Annotated in this window: 11 protein-coding genes and 4 pseudogenes; 6 read left to right on the forward strand and 9 right to left on the reverse strand. The window is 61.6% G+C overall.

The window, feature by feature from the left end; all coding sequences use genetic code 11:
• Nucleotides 1-209: 209 nt before the first annotated feature.
• Both BZ163_RS02440 and BZ163_RS02445 read left to right on the forward strand, forming a co-directional pair.
• Nucleotides 210-1,208: an NAD(P)H-quinone oxidoreductase gene (locus BZ163_RS02440; protein WP_128869648.1), complete on the forward strand. Its 999-nt coding sequence runs from the start codon at nt 210-212 to the stop codon at nt 1,206-1,208.
• A 256-nt stretch (nt 1,209-1,464) separates the two neighbouring features.
• A complete protein-coding gene (locus BZ163_RS02445) occupies nt 1,465-2,409 on the forward strand; it encodes an alpha/beta hydrolase (protein WP_128869649.1) in 945 nt (314 codons plus the stop codon).
• Between the two features lie 3 nt (nt 2,410-2,412).
• Here BZ163_RS02445 and BZ163_RS02450 read toward each other — a convergent pair whose 3' ends face one another.
• The 3 genes and pseudogenes from BZ163_RS02450 to BZ163_RS02460 all read right to left on the reverse strand — a co-directional run bounded on the left by BZ163_RS02450 (nt 2,413) and on the right by BZ163_RS02460 (nt 6,556).
• Complete coding sequence (locus BZ163_RS02450; protein ID WP_128869650.1) at nt 2,413-4,227, reverse strand: ABC transporter ATP-binding protein; 1,815 nt, start codon at nt 4,225-4,227, stop codon at nt 2,413-2,415.
• A 47-nt stretch (nt 4,228-4,274) separates the two neighbouring features.
• Nucleotides 4,275-5,405, reverse strand: a complete 1,131-nt coding sequence (locus BZ163_RS02455) for a hypothetical protein (protein WP_128869651.1) — start codon at nt 5,403-5,405, stop codon at nt 4,275-4,277.
• Nucleotides 5,406-5,519: 114 nt separating this feature from the next.
• Nucleotides 5,520-6,556 (reverse strand): annotated as a pseudogene (locus BZ163_RS02460) (AraC family transcriptional regulator).
• Between the two features lie 165 nt (nt 6,557-6,721).
• On the opposite strand from BZ163_RS02460, the gene BZ163_RS02465 reads away from it, so the two are divergent.
• The 3 genes from BZ163_RS02465 (at nt 6,722) to BZ163_RS02475 (ending at nt 8,723) form a co-directional block, all read left to right on the forward strand.
• Nucleotides 6,722-7,573, forward strand: coding sequence for a 3-hydroxybutyryl-CoA dehydrogenase (locus tag BZ163_RS02465; protein WP_128869652.1), 852 nt, complete (start codon nt 6,722-6,724; stop codon nt 7,571-7,573).
• On the forward strand, nt 7,560-8,219 hold the full coding sequence (locus BZ163_RS02470; protein ID WP_128869653.1) for a TetR/AcrR family transcriptional regulator: 660 nt from the start codon (nt 7,560-7,562) through the stop codon (nt 8,217-8,219). The genes BZ163_RS02465 and BZ163_RS02470 overlap by 14 nt, the downstream gene beginning before the upstream one ends.
• A gap of 90 nt (nt 8,220-8,309) precedes the next feature.
• Nucleotides 8,310-8,723: a VOC family protein gene (locus BZ163_RS02475; RefSeq protein ID WP_128869654.1), complete on the forward strand. Its 414-nt coding sequence runs from the start codon at nt 8,310-8,312 to the stop codon at nt 8,721-8,723.
• 53 nt (nt 8,724-8,776) lie between these two features.
• Here the strand turns inward: BZ163_RS02475 and BZ163_RS02480 are convergent.
• From BZ163_RS02480 to gabT, 6 genes and pseudogenes are all read right to left on the reverse strand, one after another.
• Nucleotides 8,777-10,119: pseudogene (locus BZ163_RS02480) on the reverse strand (OprD family porin).
• Between the two features lie 67 nt (nt 10,120-10,186).
• Nucleotides 10,187-11,392, reverse strand: coding sequence for a DUF1624 domain-containing protein (locus BZ163_RS02485; protein ID WP_128869655.1), 1,206 nt, complete (start codon nt 11,390-11,392; stop codon nt 10,187-10,189).
• A gap of 39 nt (nt 11,393-11,431) precedes the next feature.
• Entirely contained in the window at nt 11,432-12,205 is a 774-nt protein-coding gene (locus BZ163_RS02490; RefSeq protein WP_128869656.1) for a DUF4198 domain-containing protein, read from the reverse strand.
• A 351-nt stretch (nt 12,206-12,556) separates the two neighbouring features.
• Nucleotides 12,557-13,045 (reverse strand): Lrp/AsnC family transcriptional regulator, encoded by a 489-nt coding sequence (locus BZ163_RS02495; protein ID WP_003174918.1) that lies wholly within the window; start codon nt 13,043-13,045, stop codon nt 12,557-12,559.
• Nucleotides 13,046-13,089: 44 nt separating this feature from the next.
• Nucleotides 13,090-13,746: an HAD family hydrolase gene (locus BZ163_RS02500; RefSeq protein WP_128869657.1), complete on the reverse strand. Its 657-nt coding sequence runs from the start codon at nt 13,744-13,746 to the stop codon at nt 13,090-13,092.
• A 98-nt stretch (nt 13,747-13,844) separates the two neighbouring features.
• Nucleotides 13,845-15,138 (reverse strand): annotated as a pseudogene (gene gabT, locus BZ163_RS02505) (4-aminobutyrate--2-oxoglutarate transaminase).
• A gap of 274 nt (nt 15,139-15,412) precedes the next feature.
• Here gabT and BZ163_RS02510 point away from each other — a divergent pair.
• Nucleotides 15,413-16,338, forward strand: a pseudogene (locus BZ163_RS02510) (2-hydroxyacid dehydrogenase).
• The last annotated feature ends 88 nt before the right edge of the window (nt 16,339-16,426 follow it).

Consider the following 16,426-nt stretch of genomic DNA (forward strand, 5'->3'; position numbering starts at 1 on the left):
CGATGAATTCCTTATCGGCGCTTCGGGTAGAAAGGGCGGGACGAGAAGTCTCCCACGGTCCGTACTGGTCAGAGTCGGAATCGAGCTTTTAGTCCCGCCCACCCCTTCAAGTCTAAACATACAAGCGAGCTTGCTCCGGCCGACTCGCTACCACACTTGATCGGTGCAATGATCCTATCCATGGATCACCTTCAAGAGAGGTTTACGACATGGCTCTGCCCCAAACCATGACCCAGGTTGAAATCACCCAACCCGGAGGCCCCGACGTCCTGCAACCCAACCAGGTCCCCGTCCCCACCCCTGGGCCCGGCGAAATACTGATCCGCGTCCACGCCGCCGGCGTCAACCGCCCCGACGTGATCCAGCGCGCGGGCAAGTACCCGATGAAACCCGGCATGAGCCCCATCCCCGGGCTGGAAGTGGCCGGTGAAGTCGTGGCGATCGGCCAGGGCGTCACTGAGTTCATCCTCGGCGATAGCGTGTGTGCGCTGACCAATGGCGGCGGGTATGCGCAGTATTGCGTCGCCCCGGCCAGTCAGGCACTGCCGATTCCCCAAGGCATGGACTGGCTGCAAGCCGCGGCGATCCCGGAAACCTTCTTCACCGTGTGGGCCAACTTGTTCGACCTCGGTGGCGCCAGCAAAGGCCAGCGCGCATTGATCCATGGCGGCACCAGCGGCATCGGCACCACCGCGCTGATGTTGTGTCGCGAATTCGGGATCAAGGCCTTCGCCACGGCGGGCAGTGAAGAAAAGTGCGCGGCGATTCGTCAGCTGGGGGCCGAGGCGATCAATTATCGCGAGCAGGATTTCGTCCAGGTCATCCAGGAGAAAACTGCTGGCAAAGGCGTCAATGTGATCCTCGACATCATGGGCGGCTCGTACCTGAACCCGAATATCGCGGCGCTGGGCATGGACGGTCGATTGGTGATGCTGGGCTTTCTCGGCGGTGCCCAGGCCAAAGAGGTCGACCTGATGGCGATCCTGGGTAAACGCGCGACGATCACCGGGTCCTTGATGCGCTCGCGCACCCGCGAAGAAAAAGCCTCGATTGCCGAGCAATTGCGCGAGTACGTCTGGCCCGTCCTCGCCGCCGGGCGTTGCTTGCCGATGATCGACAAGGTCTATCCGTTGGCCGATGCAGCCCAGGCACATGCGCGGATGGAAGCGGGCGAGCACATTGGCAAGATTGTGTTGCGGGTGGATTGAGCCCGACCCTGACCCTTGTAGGAGCAAGCTTGCTCGCGAAAGCGGATCAGCAACATTGATATCGACTGACACTCCACCGTAGGAGCAAGCTTGCTCGCGAAAGCGGTGGGTCAGTCGACAGATTTATCGCCTGAACGGACGCCTTCGCTGGCAAGCCAGCTCCTACAGGGGGGGGTGAACGATCGTCGAAATTTCCCCCGCCCTGCGCACGCTTCTGCTAAAACCCGAACTTCAGTTTCTTACCGTGGACCGCCCGATGCCCACTTCCCTCCTCGCTCGTCTACGCCAACGCTGGCTAGCGCTACTATGCATGGCCGCGCTGCTCGTCGGCCTGCCTGTGGGTTGCGCGGTGCTGGAGCATAAGGAGCGGGAGCTGTTGTTCCGCATCGAACCGGGGACTGCCAGTTGGTACAGCGGCTTGCCTAGCAGCGTCCAGGAGTTCGAGCTGCAGCCCAAAAGCTTCAAGGCCGGGCAAAGTATCCATGGCTGGTGGTGGCCGGCGGAACGGGCGAATGCGCCGGCGATCCTCTACCTGCATGGCGTACGCTGGAACCTCACCGGGCAGCTGTTTCGCATCCAGCAACTGCAGGCACTGGGCTATTCGGTGCTGGCCATCGACTACCGCGGTTTCGGTCAGAGTCACGGCGACCTGCCCTCGGAAACCACGGTGTACGAAGATGCACGAGTTGCCTGGGAACGCTTCAAGTTGCTGCAACCGGACGCGAACAAACGGCTGATCTACGGTCATTCTCTCGGCGGCGCCGTGGCCATCGACCTGGCGGCCGAGCTGGGCCAGACAGCCGCAAAAGCGCAGACCCCGGTGCCGGCTCGCGGGCTGGTCATCGAGTCTACTTTCACTTCCCTGGCCGACGTCGCCACGGCGATGGCCAATACTTCCCTGCCGGTGCGCTGGCTGCTGTCGCAGAAATTCGATTCCATCGACAAGATCGCCGGGATCAACATGCCGCTGCTGGTGGTCCACGGGCTGGACGACCGCTACGTGCCGCCACGCTTCAGCGAGCAATTATTCAATGCGGCCCTGGAACCCAAGCGTCTGTTGCTGGTGCCCGGGGCGTCGCACAACAACAGCATGAGCCAGGGTGGGCAGACCTACCGCAAGGCACTGGACAGCTTGATGCAGTCGACACCACCGGCCCAGGTCGCGGGGCCGGCCGTGACTCGGCGCGCCCAGGATTCCTGAGGCTCAGCGATATCCCCTGGCCTGCAAGTTGAACAACTGCGCATAGCGCCCGCCCGCTGCCACCAGACTGTCGTGATCCCCCCGCTCCAGGATCGAACCCTGATCCAGCACGATGATGTGATCGGCATTGCGCACGCTGGAAAAGCGGTGGGAAATCAGTAACGTCATGCGGCCTTCGGTGTGCTCGCTGAAATGCTCGAACACCGCCGCTTCCGCCGCAGGGTCGAGTGCCGAGGTCGGCTCATCGAGAATCAGGATGTCGGCCTCGCGGCGCATGTAGGCGCGGGACAAGGCGATCTTCTGCCATTGCCCGCCGGACAGTTCCTGCCCACCGGCGAACCAGCGCCCGAGTTGCGTGGCATAACCGCGATCCAGACGCTCGATAAAGGGTGCGGCCATGCCCTCGGCCGCAGCCTCCTGCCAACGCTGTTCATCGTTGAAGGCCAGGGTGTCGCCGACGCCGATGTTCTCGCCGACCGAGAATTGGTATCGAATGTAATCCTGAAAAATCACGCCGATGCGGCGACGCAGCGCGCCTTCTTCCCACGCCTGCAGATCGCTGCCGTCCAGCAGAATACGGCCCTGATCGGGACGGTACAGACGGGTCAGCAGTTTGATCAGGGTGGTCTTGCCGGAACCGTTCTCTCCCACCAGCGCCACACTGTGTCCAGGCACCAGGTGCAGATCGATGCCTTCCAGCGCGGCGCGACTGGCACCCGGATAACGGAAACCGACGTTCTCGAAACGCAAACCATCGCCGGGCAGTGCGCCTGCCGTCAGGCTGCCGGTATCGACCACCACCGGTTCCGCCAGGTATTCATAAAGACTCGACAGATAGAGGCCATCCTCATAAAGACCACTGATGGCGCTGAGACTGTTGCTCACCGCCGTCTGCCCCTGCTTGAACAGCACCAGGTACATGGTCATCTGGCCGAGGCTGATGTTGCCATGGACGGCATCGACCACCACCCAGGCATACGCCAGATAAAACGCAGCGGTACCCAACAGCCCCAAGCCGAACCCCCAGCCATCACGGCGCAGCGTCAAGCGCCGGTCTTCGGCATAGAGACGGGCGAACGTCTCGCGATAACGCTTCAATAACAGCGGCGCAAAACCGAACAGCTTGACCTCTTTGATATAGCCTTCGTGGGACAGCAGTGTCTCGATGTAATTTTGCTGCCGGCTCTCCGGCGCGCGGCGGGTGAACAGGCGGAAGGCATCCCCGGAAAAATGCGCTTCGGCAAAGAACACCGGCAACGCACCGACCACCAGCAACACCAGGGCCCACGGCGAAAAATGCACCAGCAATACGCCGAAGCTGATCAGCACGATCAGGTTCTGGATCAGCCCCAACGACTTCATCACCAGCGCCAACGGCCGGGTCGAAGCCTCGCGCCGCACCCGCACCAGCTTGTCGTAGAACTCGGAATTCTCGAACTGCACCAGCGATAACGTCTGGGCCTTTTCCAGAATCATCGTATTGACCTTCTGCCCCAGCTGCACCCGCAACAGCGACTGCTGCACCGACAGCGCCCGCTGGGTCCCGGACAGCAACGCCAGCACCCCGGCTTCGAACAACACATAACGCACCACCGGCCACAACGGCGCACTGCCCTGCTGCGCGTGCAACTGCATGGCGAACACCACCGCATCGACGATGCGCTGGCCCAGCCAGGCGGCCATGGCGGGGAGTACACCGGCAATCAGGGTGGCCAGCACCAGCCCCAGGAACAGACCGCGAGAAGTGCCCCAGACCAGCAGCAAGGCGCGTCTGGCCTGGTCGAGCAAGGTGGTGAAGCGGTTAAGAGCAACTGGCATACGGCGCTGGACCCGGCGTGGTGAGGACAACAATGCGCCATGGTACTTCAGCCAGGGATCGGCGCGGGGGCTCCGGAGGAAGCAGTCTTGGGCTTGGCGACCGGGCAGACATCAACGCCCAACAGGCTGGCACGCGGTACAAACTGCACCGCCTTGGAGTCGGTCTTCCACAGGCGCACAAAATACGTACCGTCCGCCTCGGCGATGACGCGCAACGGGCGACTGAAGCCAGGCCTGTCGGGATCCGTGAGCGTCTCGAGCCCTTTGCTCTCGGGGGCGAAATTCATGAGGGTGCAATTGCGTGCGCCGGAAGCCGAGACTTGGAAGGAAAACCCGCCCAGTTTGGCGCCTGTGGGTGGATACAAGCCCAGAACGATGACCAGGACTATGACGGCGGAGGCTACCAAGGCCAGCGGATTCTCATGGCTGCGCATCTTCACCACGAACAACGCACCCAGCAGCTGGATCATCCAGACCACCAGCAATTCCACCAGCATCAGCGGCACCAGCCACCACAGGCTGCTGACGTATTGGCCGGCGATGTTGATCGCCACAATTGTGACATTGAGAATCACGCATACCTGAACAACGGCGGACATGACACAGGCCATGCGAAAATCCATCGACACCGGGCCTTCCACACCGCGCGTCATTACCCAGCAGTAACAGGCAATCGTCAGTCCCGTACCCACTACCGCCGCAGTGCCCCAGTACCAGTTGCCCGCCACCTGCGAGCCGATGACGCTGAGCAACGCGCAGAAAGTCCCGAGGAGCAACAGGCTACCGCCCCAGCGCCATAACATTCGCCGGTGGCGCGCCCGGTGTTCGGCGCAGGTTTGATCAAGGGTGAGCTCGTCGCTCAACCGCTTGCCGGAATCATTCAGTCGATGAAACAGGACGAAAATCGGCAACAGGACAAAAGCCACCAGCACCGAAATGATGAACACGAGTATCGCGGACATGACCGGCAGTGCAGAGATGACCGCTGAAGAGGTAATACTCAGCGGGATCTTTTCTTCCTGAATGTATTGATACAGGTACACCCCGGCCGTGAGCAGTATGACCAGGGTCAATGGCCAGGCGCGCTCATTGAGCCACAACAGGCTCTTACTCAATTGGCTAAAGCGATCGGGTGTCGGGTTTACGGTTCTCGGGGGAATGTTTTCAATATCGGTCATCGACAGGCTCCAGCTCCTTGGGGTCAGCGTCCTTGTTGCAAACAGCGTTGAACAGAGACTAGGAGCTGCGACTGTACAGGCCGAAACCGCCGAAAACATCGGGGTCGCGCTTAATCAGATCGGTCTGTCAGAGCCTTCTGACAATTCACCCTGAAACCGCGCCCGATACCGCCCCGGACTCTCCCCCGTCCATTTCTTGAACGCCCGATGAAACGCACTCGGCTCCTGAAACCCCAAACGCTCGGCAATATCGCCGATGCTCGCCTTGCTCTGGCGCAACTGCTCGAACGCCACCCCGCGCCGCACCTCATCCTTGATCTCCTGGTACGAACAGCCTTCGCGCTCCAGTTTGCGGCGGAAGGTGCTGGAGCTCAGGTGCTGTTCCAGGGCGAAGGCCTGCAAGGTCGGCCATTCGCTGTAATGGCTGTGGCGCAGCCGCTGGTGCACCTGCGACGCCAGGCCGTGCTGGTTGCGGAAGCGGATCACCAGCCATTGCGGTGCGGTGCGCAGGAATACTTTCAACGAGGCCAGGTCCTGAATCACCGGCAAGCGCAGGTAATGACTGGCAAATTCGATCTCGGTACGTTCGCGCCGAAGGTCAGGTTGGGGCCCCAGAGCAAACGGTCATCGCTGAGGGGAACGCGTTGATGGCGAAAGTCCGCACGATCGATGGGAATGCGTCGACCGCCCAGCCAGCACAGCAGGCTGATCATCAACACCAGGAACGTCTCTTCGCCAAAACGGGCGAGGTCATCGTTTTGCGCGCGGGTTTCCAGGCTGATGACCGCCCGTTTTCCGCGCACGGCCAAGGTGCCGCGAAAGTCCCGCAGGAACAGGGCGAAGTTGACCAGGCACTGGCGCATGGCTTTGTGCAGGTCGGGCTCCTGGATCAGCGCCCGGCAGATCAGGGCGAAGCTGCCCGGTGGCATGCCGTGGGAGTCGAGGCCGAAGAATTCGTCGTCGAGTTCGCGGATCTGGATCAGCCACAGGGCGGCAAATGCACTGGCCGGCACCCGTGCCGTGGGTTGTTCCATCGATACCGGGTCGATGCCCGCCTGTTCCAGCGCAGCCCCCACGCGCTGTGGATCGTTCCCCTTCCCCTGGACCATGGCCTGCATGAAGTAGGCGGCCACCGAGTCTTTTTCCCGCATTTGAACGCTTCTCTCCCCATGATCGACTGGCAAAAAACACCAGTTGCGTTGAACAGTTTCGGCATAGGACAACCGCCCTGCCAGTTCTAGACTCGTGGCCAATAGTACGCCTTCGGCCGTTGCGACGGCCAAGGTATCGCAAGGTTTGAGCGCAAGGACACAAACATGAATCTGCAAGACATTGGCGTGATTGGCGCGGGCACCATGGGTAACGGCATTGCGCAAGTCTGCGCCCTGGCCGGCTTCAAGGTGACCTTGATCGACATTTCCGACAGCGCCCTGCAAAAGGCCATTGCGACGGTCGGCAAAAACCTTGATCGGCAAATCGCCAAGGATACGCTGACCCAGGAGCAAAAACTCGCCACCCTCGACCGGATCCGTACCAGCACCGACTACAGCAGCCTGCAGAACGTGCAACTGGTGATCGAAGCCGCCACGGAAAACCTCGAGCTGAAACTGCGCGTGCTGCAACAGATCGCCGCGCAGGTCAGCCCGGACTGCGTGATCGCCTCCAACACCTCGTCGTTGTCCATTACCCAACTCGCCGCCAGCGTCAGCCAGCCTGAACGTTTCATCGGCCTGCACTTCTTCAACCCGGTGCCCGTGATGGGCCTGATCGAAGTGATCCGCGGCCTGCAAACCAGCGACGCGACCCACGCCCTGGCACTGGACATGGCCACCACCCTGGGCAAGACCGCGATCACCGCTGGCAACCGTCCGGGCTTCGTGGTCAACCGGATCCTGGTGCCGATGATCAACGAAGCGATCCTGGTGTTGCAGGAAGGCCTGGCCAGTGCCGAAGAGATCGACGCCGGCATGCGCCTGGGGTGCAACCAGCCCATCGGCCCGCTGGCCCTGGCGGACCTGATCGGCCTGGACACCGTGCTGGCGATTCTGGAAGCCTTCTACGATGGCTTCAACGACAGCAAATACCGCCCGGCGCCGCTGCTCAAGGAAATGGTCGCCGCCGGCTATCTGGGACGCAAAACGGGGCGCGGCTTCCATGCCTATGCCTGAGCGTTGCACACGCTTCGCCGAGTACCGGGACAAAGTCCTGGAGCTGTTCGCCAGCAAGGGTTTTGGCCAGGTCGGCATGCGTGAGCTCGCGACCTGCCTGGGGCTCTCGCCGGGTTCGTTGTATCACCATTACCCCAGCAAACAGCACTTGCTGCTGGATCTGATCGAAGAGTTCTACGAAGAGCTGCTGGCCACCCTGGGGCGCATCGCCCAACAGGCGCCGGCCAAGCGCGACAAACTGCAGGCGCTGATCCGCGCGCATGTGCACCTGCATCAGGAGATGCCCTGGCATTATCGTCTGGTGGAGCGCGACAGCGGCTGCCTGAACGAAGAGCAACAGCTACGGGTGCGGCAACTGCGCGAGCAGTACGAACGCAAACTGCTGCTGATGCTCGGCACCCGGTCACGGTTCAGTGAACAGGGCCGGCTGGCCGCCGGGCATGCGATTGCCGCCTTGCTCAACAGCGCGCCCAGCTGGCTGGCGCAGCCCGCGCTGGATGAACCGGAGCGCGATGAATTGCTCGAAAGCCTGGTGCGTGGCGCCATCGAGCGTGTGCTCGCGCCGCGACGGGTACCCGAGGCAATAAGCCTGGCCTCGTCCATGGAAAAAACATCTAAAAAAACCCAACCGCCCGCTGCGTTTTAGGGCTTTGCTACCCGAGTCGAAGCACATCGGAATTCACTGGCCAGGTAAACGGTCAACCAATGTGTCCCCTCAATGACCGGGAGCTGCAACATGAAAATCAATCCCTACCTCATCTTCAATGGCGACTGCAAAGCCGCCTTCACCTTCTATGCCCAAGCCCTGCAAGGCCAGATCGAAATGATGATGACCTTCGGTGAAAGCCCGGCGCGCGAACACTTTCCCGCGGATCTGCACAACCTGATCATCCACACCCGCCTGTCGGTGGGCGATCAGGCGATCATGGGCTCGGACACCACACCGGATCGTCCCACGGATGAAATGGCCGGCTGCTCGGTGTCGCTGAATGTCGACAGCATTGCCGAGGCGGAGCGCGTGTTCACGGCACTGGCCGAAGACGGCAAGGTGCAAATGCCACTGGAAGCCACGTTCTGGGCGGCACGCTTCGGCATGCTGGTCGACCGCTTTGGCGTGTCGTGGATGGTCAACTGCGAAAAGGATCAGTGATCAAAGGGCCCGACCTGTAAAGTTTGGGCCCTTTTCGCCAGGGATCTCGCGCTTTAGAACTTCCCGCCCAACGGATATTCGACCGCCAGGCGAATCTGATTGGCATCCAGTTCGGCCTGGGCCGTGTTCCCGCGATGCACCGCATGCCTCAGGGAAAACGCCAGGTTCTTCGCCACCCCCGACTGCACCACGTACCGGGCCTGCAGATCGCGCTCCCAGTGCTTGCCGCCCTGCCCGTAACCCAGCCACTTGTAACCACCGTTGGGGTCCATGTGACTGCCGTCGATGCCGCTGCCGCGTACGTACAGTGCGCTGAAACTCAGCCCGGGAATGCCGTAGCCGGTCAGGTTCAGATCATAGCGGGCTAGCCACGATGCTTCTTCGGGGGCGTTGAAGTCGGACAAGGCCACGGCGTTGCTCAGGTAGATCGCGCCACGGGTCACGTAGTCGTAGGGGGTGTCGCCATCGACTTTCTGATAACCCAGGCCAACACTGTGCGAACCGATCTTGTAGGTCGACAGCAAACTCCAGGTGGTGTTGTCGATGCGGCCGGACAGGGCTTGGCCAGTGTCCTGGGTGCGGTACAGGTTGAGGTCGAAGATCAGCTCCTGGCCTGGCAACAATGGCAGGGTGTAGAGCGCTCCCAGGTAATGCTGGCGCCAGGTGTCGTCGTAGACTGCGCTGAACAGGCTGGCGCTGAGACCTTTGACCGCGGTGTTGCGCACGCCCACCAGATCGAAGCTGTTGCCCTGCCTGCCGTTGGAATAATTGACCACAAACCCTTGGTCGTGGCTGCTGGCGTTGCGGTCGGTGCTCTCGTTGAAATGCCCGCCATAGAGGGTGGTGGCGGGCAGTTCGCGGCTGGTCAGCAGCAGCCCGTGGCGGTTTCCGGCAGCAGGCGACTGTCGGATGAGCCGAACACCGGGGTCTTCACCCGCTGCTCGCCGTAGCGCAACTCCGTCGACGACCAGCGCAGCTTGGCCACCGCGCCGCCCCGACTGAATTCATCCTTGGGGTGCCCGTCATTGTCCACGCCCAGCACCCGCGCCTTGCCGGCCCGACCGCCGCCGCTGTCCAGTTGCCAACCGGAATACACATGGGCATCCAGGCCCACCCCCAGGGTGCCTATGGTATAGCCGGAGGTGAAATCAGCCATCAGGCCATACCCCCACTCCTCGGCCAGGTCACTGCGTTCGCTTCGGGGTTTGAAGGCATTGCGTGCGCCATTGCTCAACGAGCCGTGCTGATAGTCGCGTCGATCATAGAGGCTGCGGTTGAGCAGGCTCCATTGGCTGTCCTCGACAAAGCCTTTGGCGGTGTCTTGCTCCGAGGCCAGGGCGAGCAGGGACTGCCCGCCCAATGCCAGAAGCAGGGTATGCGTCGATAGGGTTTTCACAGTGCAACTCCAGGTAAATCCGGGTTCGCAAGGTGTCCCGCCGAAAGGGGGGACACCCTTGGGCACGTCAGAGGTATTTGAGGATCGCGATATCGCGGCGGCGCTGCTTAAGGTTGGCGAACCAGCGCGTCGGGAAGAACAGCAACACGCCGAGGATCACGCTCCACAGCCACACCGTCGGCAAATTGTCGAAGCCGTAGTAAGCGCCCTGATTGGCGCCCCAAATCGCGACGGCCACCAGGTACATGGCCTTGAGCACATACAGGTGCAGCAAGTAGAAGAACATCGGCGCGCCGCCGTAGATCGCCAAGGTGGCGATGGACCAGCGCTCCTGCAGTTTCTCGAACCACGCCAGCAGGATCAGTGACAGGCCGATCGTCGGCATCAGGAACATCAGCGACGGCGGGTACTTCTTCGCGCTCATGAAGCTCATGAAGGTACGCAGCGAATCGCCGGTCTGGACCCAGGGTTTCTCGCCGTAGACATTGAGGTATCGAATGAACACGAACGCGACCAGCAGGCCGAAACCCAGTTTCAGCAATCGGGAGCAACGCTCGGCCGACGGCGTGTCCTTGCCGAACCACGGCCCGATGCCCCAACCCAACAGGATCACCCCGATCCAGGGCAATACCGGGTACGTGGTGCGCGCCCGGGTGAATTCGGTGATGTCGATGAATACCCGTTGATGCAGAATCGACCAGGGCACGAAGAACGGCGACTCAGGCCCCACGGTCACGCCGTCGAGCAAGTTGTGCCCGGCGACGATGGCCACCCCGAGCACGATCAGCCAGCCGCGTTTGAAGTGCAGCAGCCCGGCGAGCACGATCATGCAGATGCCGATGCACCAGATCACCTGCAGCCACAGGGTCTTGGGCGGGAATTCGGCGTTCCAGGCGAAGCAGACGAAAGTGACTTCGAGAAACACCAGGAACAGCCCGCGCTTGAGCAGGAACACCGAGGTTTCCTTCGCCGTGTGTTTCTGGCTGTAGAGCCAGGCCGACAGGCCGGTGAGGAAGATGAATGCCGGGGCGCAGATTTCGCTGAGCATGCGGGTGAAGTACAGGTCTGGCGTGACGCTCAAGGCATCGATCGGATCGGTCACCTGCAGGTGCAGCAGAAAGGTTTCGCGCACGTGGTCGATCAGCATCAGCAGCATGACGAAACCCCGCAGGGCGTCGATCGCCAGCATCCGGGTGTTGGCCTTGACGGCACTGGTTGCAAGTGCAGGGGAAACGGATCCCGCCTGCCCTGCCAATCCTGAGGATAGGGACATATCAGTCACTCATGTAAGGGTCGATGGACGACAGCTGGATCAGGCCTGTTTCTTCAGCCGGGCGACTTCCGAGGCCGGCAGTTGCGACGGTGCCCGCGGCAACGGTGCCTGGCCCTGTGTTCGATAGAATGACAGGGTCGAACTGAAGCTCTTCAGGTCGAACGGCTCGGTCTTGCCCTGGGGGCTGACGCGCTCGCCGGGGGTGCGGTCCTTGTATTCGACGGCCACCACATACGTGCCCTGCCAGGGTAAATCGAAGCTGACCTTGCCAGTCGAATCGGTGCGCCGGGTAAAGACCTCACCGGAGCCGGTTTCCAGCATAACCTCTTGATCTGCCAGCGGTTTTTCCAAATAGTAGACTTGGAATTGCGCCTGGTGCCCATCGACAACGCCGGTGGGGACGATATCCAGGGTCAGTTCCGGAGCCCGCGCGCGCAAATCGCCGACCCAACGGGTGGCCGGCGTCCAGTGGGTCTTCAGGGTTTTGTCGGCTTCGTGCAGGTCGAAGATCGGATAGTGCGGGTCCTGGGCCAGCAGCGAGTCATCGGCTCTGGTTTGATGGGCCACCGCAAACGCCTGGCGCTGCAAGGTCAGGGTCAAAGGCTGCGGATTGCTCACCGACCAGCCCTTGAGTTGCTGGAAGCGGTCCATCCCGCCCGGCGTGACTTCCAGGATGTTCTTCTCGTATTCCCCGTAATACAGCGCCAGTGGCTGGCCAGGTGGTTGTTCGTACCAGATCTGATGCGCCTCGCTGCTGCTCGCCAGCATGAAGACGCCAAAACCCAAGAGTGCCTGTGCGTTGCTCATTCGCATGTTGTTACGCTCCGATTGGTGTTATTCAGCGGATCGTGGCAACCGCCCTGGCCGGGTCGACAGCCATGCCAAAATCCACGCCCCTTGCTCTGAACGCATTACAACGCAGGCACTTTTGCGCTTTGCTCCGAATTCAGTGTTTACAGCGCTGCCGGCAACTGTTTTCGGGACGAAAACAGTGGTTTATGCGGACTGCGCCAGCGTGATGCGCCAGGGCAAGTTCTGAGGGCGCAGTGCTCAACCGAGGTGCACATTAGACTTGTAGGAGCCAGGCTTGCCGGCGAAGGCGTCCTCAAGACCGATTTCGCCGGCAAGCCTGGCCCCTACAGTGGGAAATTCAGGAGGGATGGTTCAGTGACGCAGAAGTTTGCGCAGCGGCACGCCGTCCTTGAGCACCGGGGACTTGATGACGATGTAGCTGAAGTATTTGGAGATGCCGATGTTCTTGTCCAGCAGGCTTTCGACCACTTCCTGATAATGCTGGATGCTGCGGGTCATGAAGCGCACCAGATAATCATAGCCACCACTGATCAGGTGGCACTCCAGTACTTCATCGACCAAACGGATGTTGGATTCGAATTTGGCGAAGTCTTCACGCTTGTGGTCGCTCAAGGTGATTTCAGTGAAGACCGTGACCGAGTCGGTGATCTTCGCCAGGTTCAGGTGCGCCTTGTAGCTGGAAATATACCCCGCCGATTCCAGCCGCTTGACCCGTTGCAGACAGGGACTGGCCGACAGTCCTACGGCATCGGCCAGGCTGACGTTGGTCATGCGCCCATCCTTCTGCAGCTCGACCAGAATGCTGATATCGATCCGGTCCAGTTTTACTAACCCTTCCATTGCCTACCTCTGACTGCCATTTGTAGGACAATCTTCTAGCAAAATCAGCGCCGTAAAGACAGCTGATGCTGCGCCACCAGATCCGCCATGCTGTTGATGCAGTAATCCGCAGCACAGGGAGTCGGCTGTTTTGCCCGCCCGCGACAGATCAGGCACAAGGCCCTGCCCGCCTGTCGACCGACCGAAGGTCGGGTCACCTGGAGGATGTCGGCGGCGTGCAATTCGTTGGCTTGCAGCCACTGCGGATCGAGCAAGGGATCACTGGCCAGTGAAATGAAATCCTCAGGACTGATCCCCAGGCGCTCACAGAGCAGGCCGCGATCTTCGGCATCCCGGTCGCCCTGCACCAGCAGGCGGTAGAACTTGCGCAGGTACAGCATTGCACCCGGCGCATCCTCGAACAACGACCAGCCGGCCACCGAACGGGCAAAGCTCATGCCCTCCTCCCAGCTGGCTTTCAAACCCCAGCGCTCGGCCAGTTGCCGATGGGCGAAACACAATAAACCACTGAACCCCAGCTCCTCGAAACGCGGGTACAGCCCCCGAATCACCTCGGCGTATTCGCCCAGCACCTGATCCTTTTCAGGACGCCCGCCCCGGCTGTCGAGCAGCGGTTGCAGTGCGGTCCAGACCCCCGAATCCCGATCGACCAGGACTTCATCGCAATCGATGAGCAGTGCTCGATAATCAGTCAGCCCCATGGTGCGCAAAGCCTCCAATGATGCATTTCATTCCATCCATGCTCCATAAACGCTCACGGGCGATGCCTTGCGGCACAGCCCCGAGCGCGGGCATGGGCTTACTTCAAGACCCGTGCCAATGCCGCTTGCAGAATCTGCAAGGCTTCGTCGACCTGGGCTTCGGTGGCCACCAACGGTGCGAGAAAACGCAGCACGTTGCGGTACACCCCGCACTTGATCACCAGCAGGCCACCGGCCCGGGCTTCGTCGATCAGGCGCTGGTTGAGGTTCGGCGTCCGGCGTGCGGGCGTCGTCATCCTTGATCAGCTCGATCGCCAACATGAACCCCGTCCCGCGCACGTCGCCGATTTGCCGGTGAAGGGTCTGCAGCCGCAACAACCCCTGGCGCAGCCGCTCGCCCAGTGCATCGCCACGGGCCAGCAGCTGTTCTTCCTCGTAAGCCTCGATCACTGCCAGTGCCGCGGCGCAGGACAAGGCGTTACCGCCGTAGGTGCCGCCCAGGCCGCCGGGCAGCGGCGCGTCCATGATCGCCGCCTTGCCGACCACGCCGGACAAGGGCAAACCACCGGCCAGGCTCTTGGCCACGGTGACCAGATCCGGCTGGATGCCCGCGTGCTGGAAACCGAACCATTTGCCGGTACGGCCGAAACCGGTCTGGATTTCATCGAGGATCAACACAATGCCGTGCTTCTCGGTCAGGGCACGCAGGGCCTGGAGAAACTCTGCCGGTGCCGAGAGGAAACCACCATCGCCCTGCACCGGTTCGATAATGATCGCGGCCACGCGCTCAGGGGCAACCTGGGTCGCCAGCAGCTCGTCGAGAGCCTTGAGGGCCATGTCGCTGCTGACCCCGCGATAAGCATTCGGATACGGCGTATGGAACACCTCCGGGGCGAAGGGGCCGAAGTTCTGTTTGTAAGGCTGGCTCATGCCGGTCAGCGTGGTGCCGAGCAACGTACGGCCGTGGAAGCCGCCGCGGAAGGCGATCACCGCCGAGCGGTTAGTGTGGGCACGGGCAATCTTCACCGCGTTTTCCACCGCTTCGGCGCCGGAGGTGAAGAACGCCGCCTTATGAGCTTCTTTGCCACCGATCATTTCGCACAGGCGCTGGGCCAGGTCCAGATACGGTTGATAGGCCACCACCTGGAAACAAGCGTGGCTGACCTTCTGCAACTGGGCCTGTACCGCGGCGACCACCTTCGGATGGTTGTGGCCGATGTTCAATACGCCGATGCCGCCGACGAAGTCCAGGTAGCGCTTGCCATCCACGTCCCACAACTCGGCCCCCTGGGCGCGATCGATCACCAGGGGGTGAGCGGTAACCAGGCCACGCGGCACGAATTGATCGCGCTGACGGAGCAAATGAGGGGTTTCGTCGACTTTGCTGTTCATGGCATTTCCCATCGTGAGTCCGGCAACCGGGAGGTGGTTGCGATGGTGTTCAGGTTAAGGCTTGCGCGAAACGATCTACGCCGAACTTGGCCCCTGAGAAATTCGGATCGACTGTTTTCACCCCGCCAAACGGCAGATTCCTTCAGCCCGCCGAATCTGCCGGCCACTTACCGATAGCACCTCGCGCAAGCCGTTTAACCCGGCCCTTTCGACAGATCCTGCGCCGACATTGCGCGATGATGGACTACCCCCTCATCCTTTTCAGGAAATGCCCATGGCCCTGCTTTATAAAGCTGACCCAGTGCGCGGCGAACAGTGGCAAGCGCTGTTCGCCGAACACGCCTCGGATATTGAATGGCGCGCCTGGCCGGACATCGGCGATCCCGAGGACATCGAGTACCTCGCTGCGTGGCAGGCGCCCGACGATCTGCAAACGCTGTTGCCGAATTTGAAGGTGCTGTTCGCCTTGTCCGCCGGGGTCGATCAACTGGACCTCGCTCGCTTGCCGGCGAGCCTGCCAGTGGTGCGCCTGCTGGACCCGGGCATCACCCGCGGCATGTGCGAATACGCCAGTTTCGCCGTGCTCAGCCTGCATCGGGACATGCTGCGTTACCGCCAGCAGCAAATGGCGCGCTGCTGCAGGCGCGCTTGCTGCAACCGGCGGCCTCGCGTCGGGTCGGGGTCATGGGCCTCGGCGCCCAGGCCAAGCAGATTCTGGCGACGTTGCAGCCACTGGGTTTCGCGCTATCGGGCTGGGCCCGCAGCGCCCACCAGGTACCGGGCGTGGCGTGTTATGCGGGCAATGCGCAATTGCCGGCCTTCCTCAGCCAGTGCGACATCCTGCTGCGCGTGCTGCCGCTGACCGAACAGACCCAGGGTATTCTCGATCGCCAACTGTTCCGGCAACTGCCCCGGGGTGCGGCGCTGATCAACATGGGCCGTGGCGGGCATCTGGTGGAAAGCGATCTGCTGGAGGCGCTGGACAGCGGGCACCTCAGCGGCGCGGTGATCGATGTGCTGCAGCAGGAACCGGCGCCGCAGGATCATCCGTTCTGGGATCATCCGCAGATTCTGCTGACACCGCATATTGCCGCGATGACCCAACCGGAAAGTGCCTTTGGGGTGTTGCTGGAGAATATTCGCCGCCATCAACGGGACGAGCCGATGGAAGGCCAGATCGATCCCACCCAGGGTTACTGACCACACAGATCCCCTGTAGGAGCTGGCTTGCCAGCGAAGGCGGTGTGTCAGTTAATAAATGCGTCGACTGACAGTCCGCCTTCGCTGG

It is taken from the genome of Pseudomonas sp. VI4.1 (genome assembly GCF_002029345.1).
Lineage (GTDB): Bacteria > Pseudomonadota > Gammaproteobacteria > Pseudomonadales > Pseudomonadaceae > Aquipseudomonas.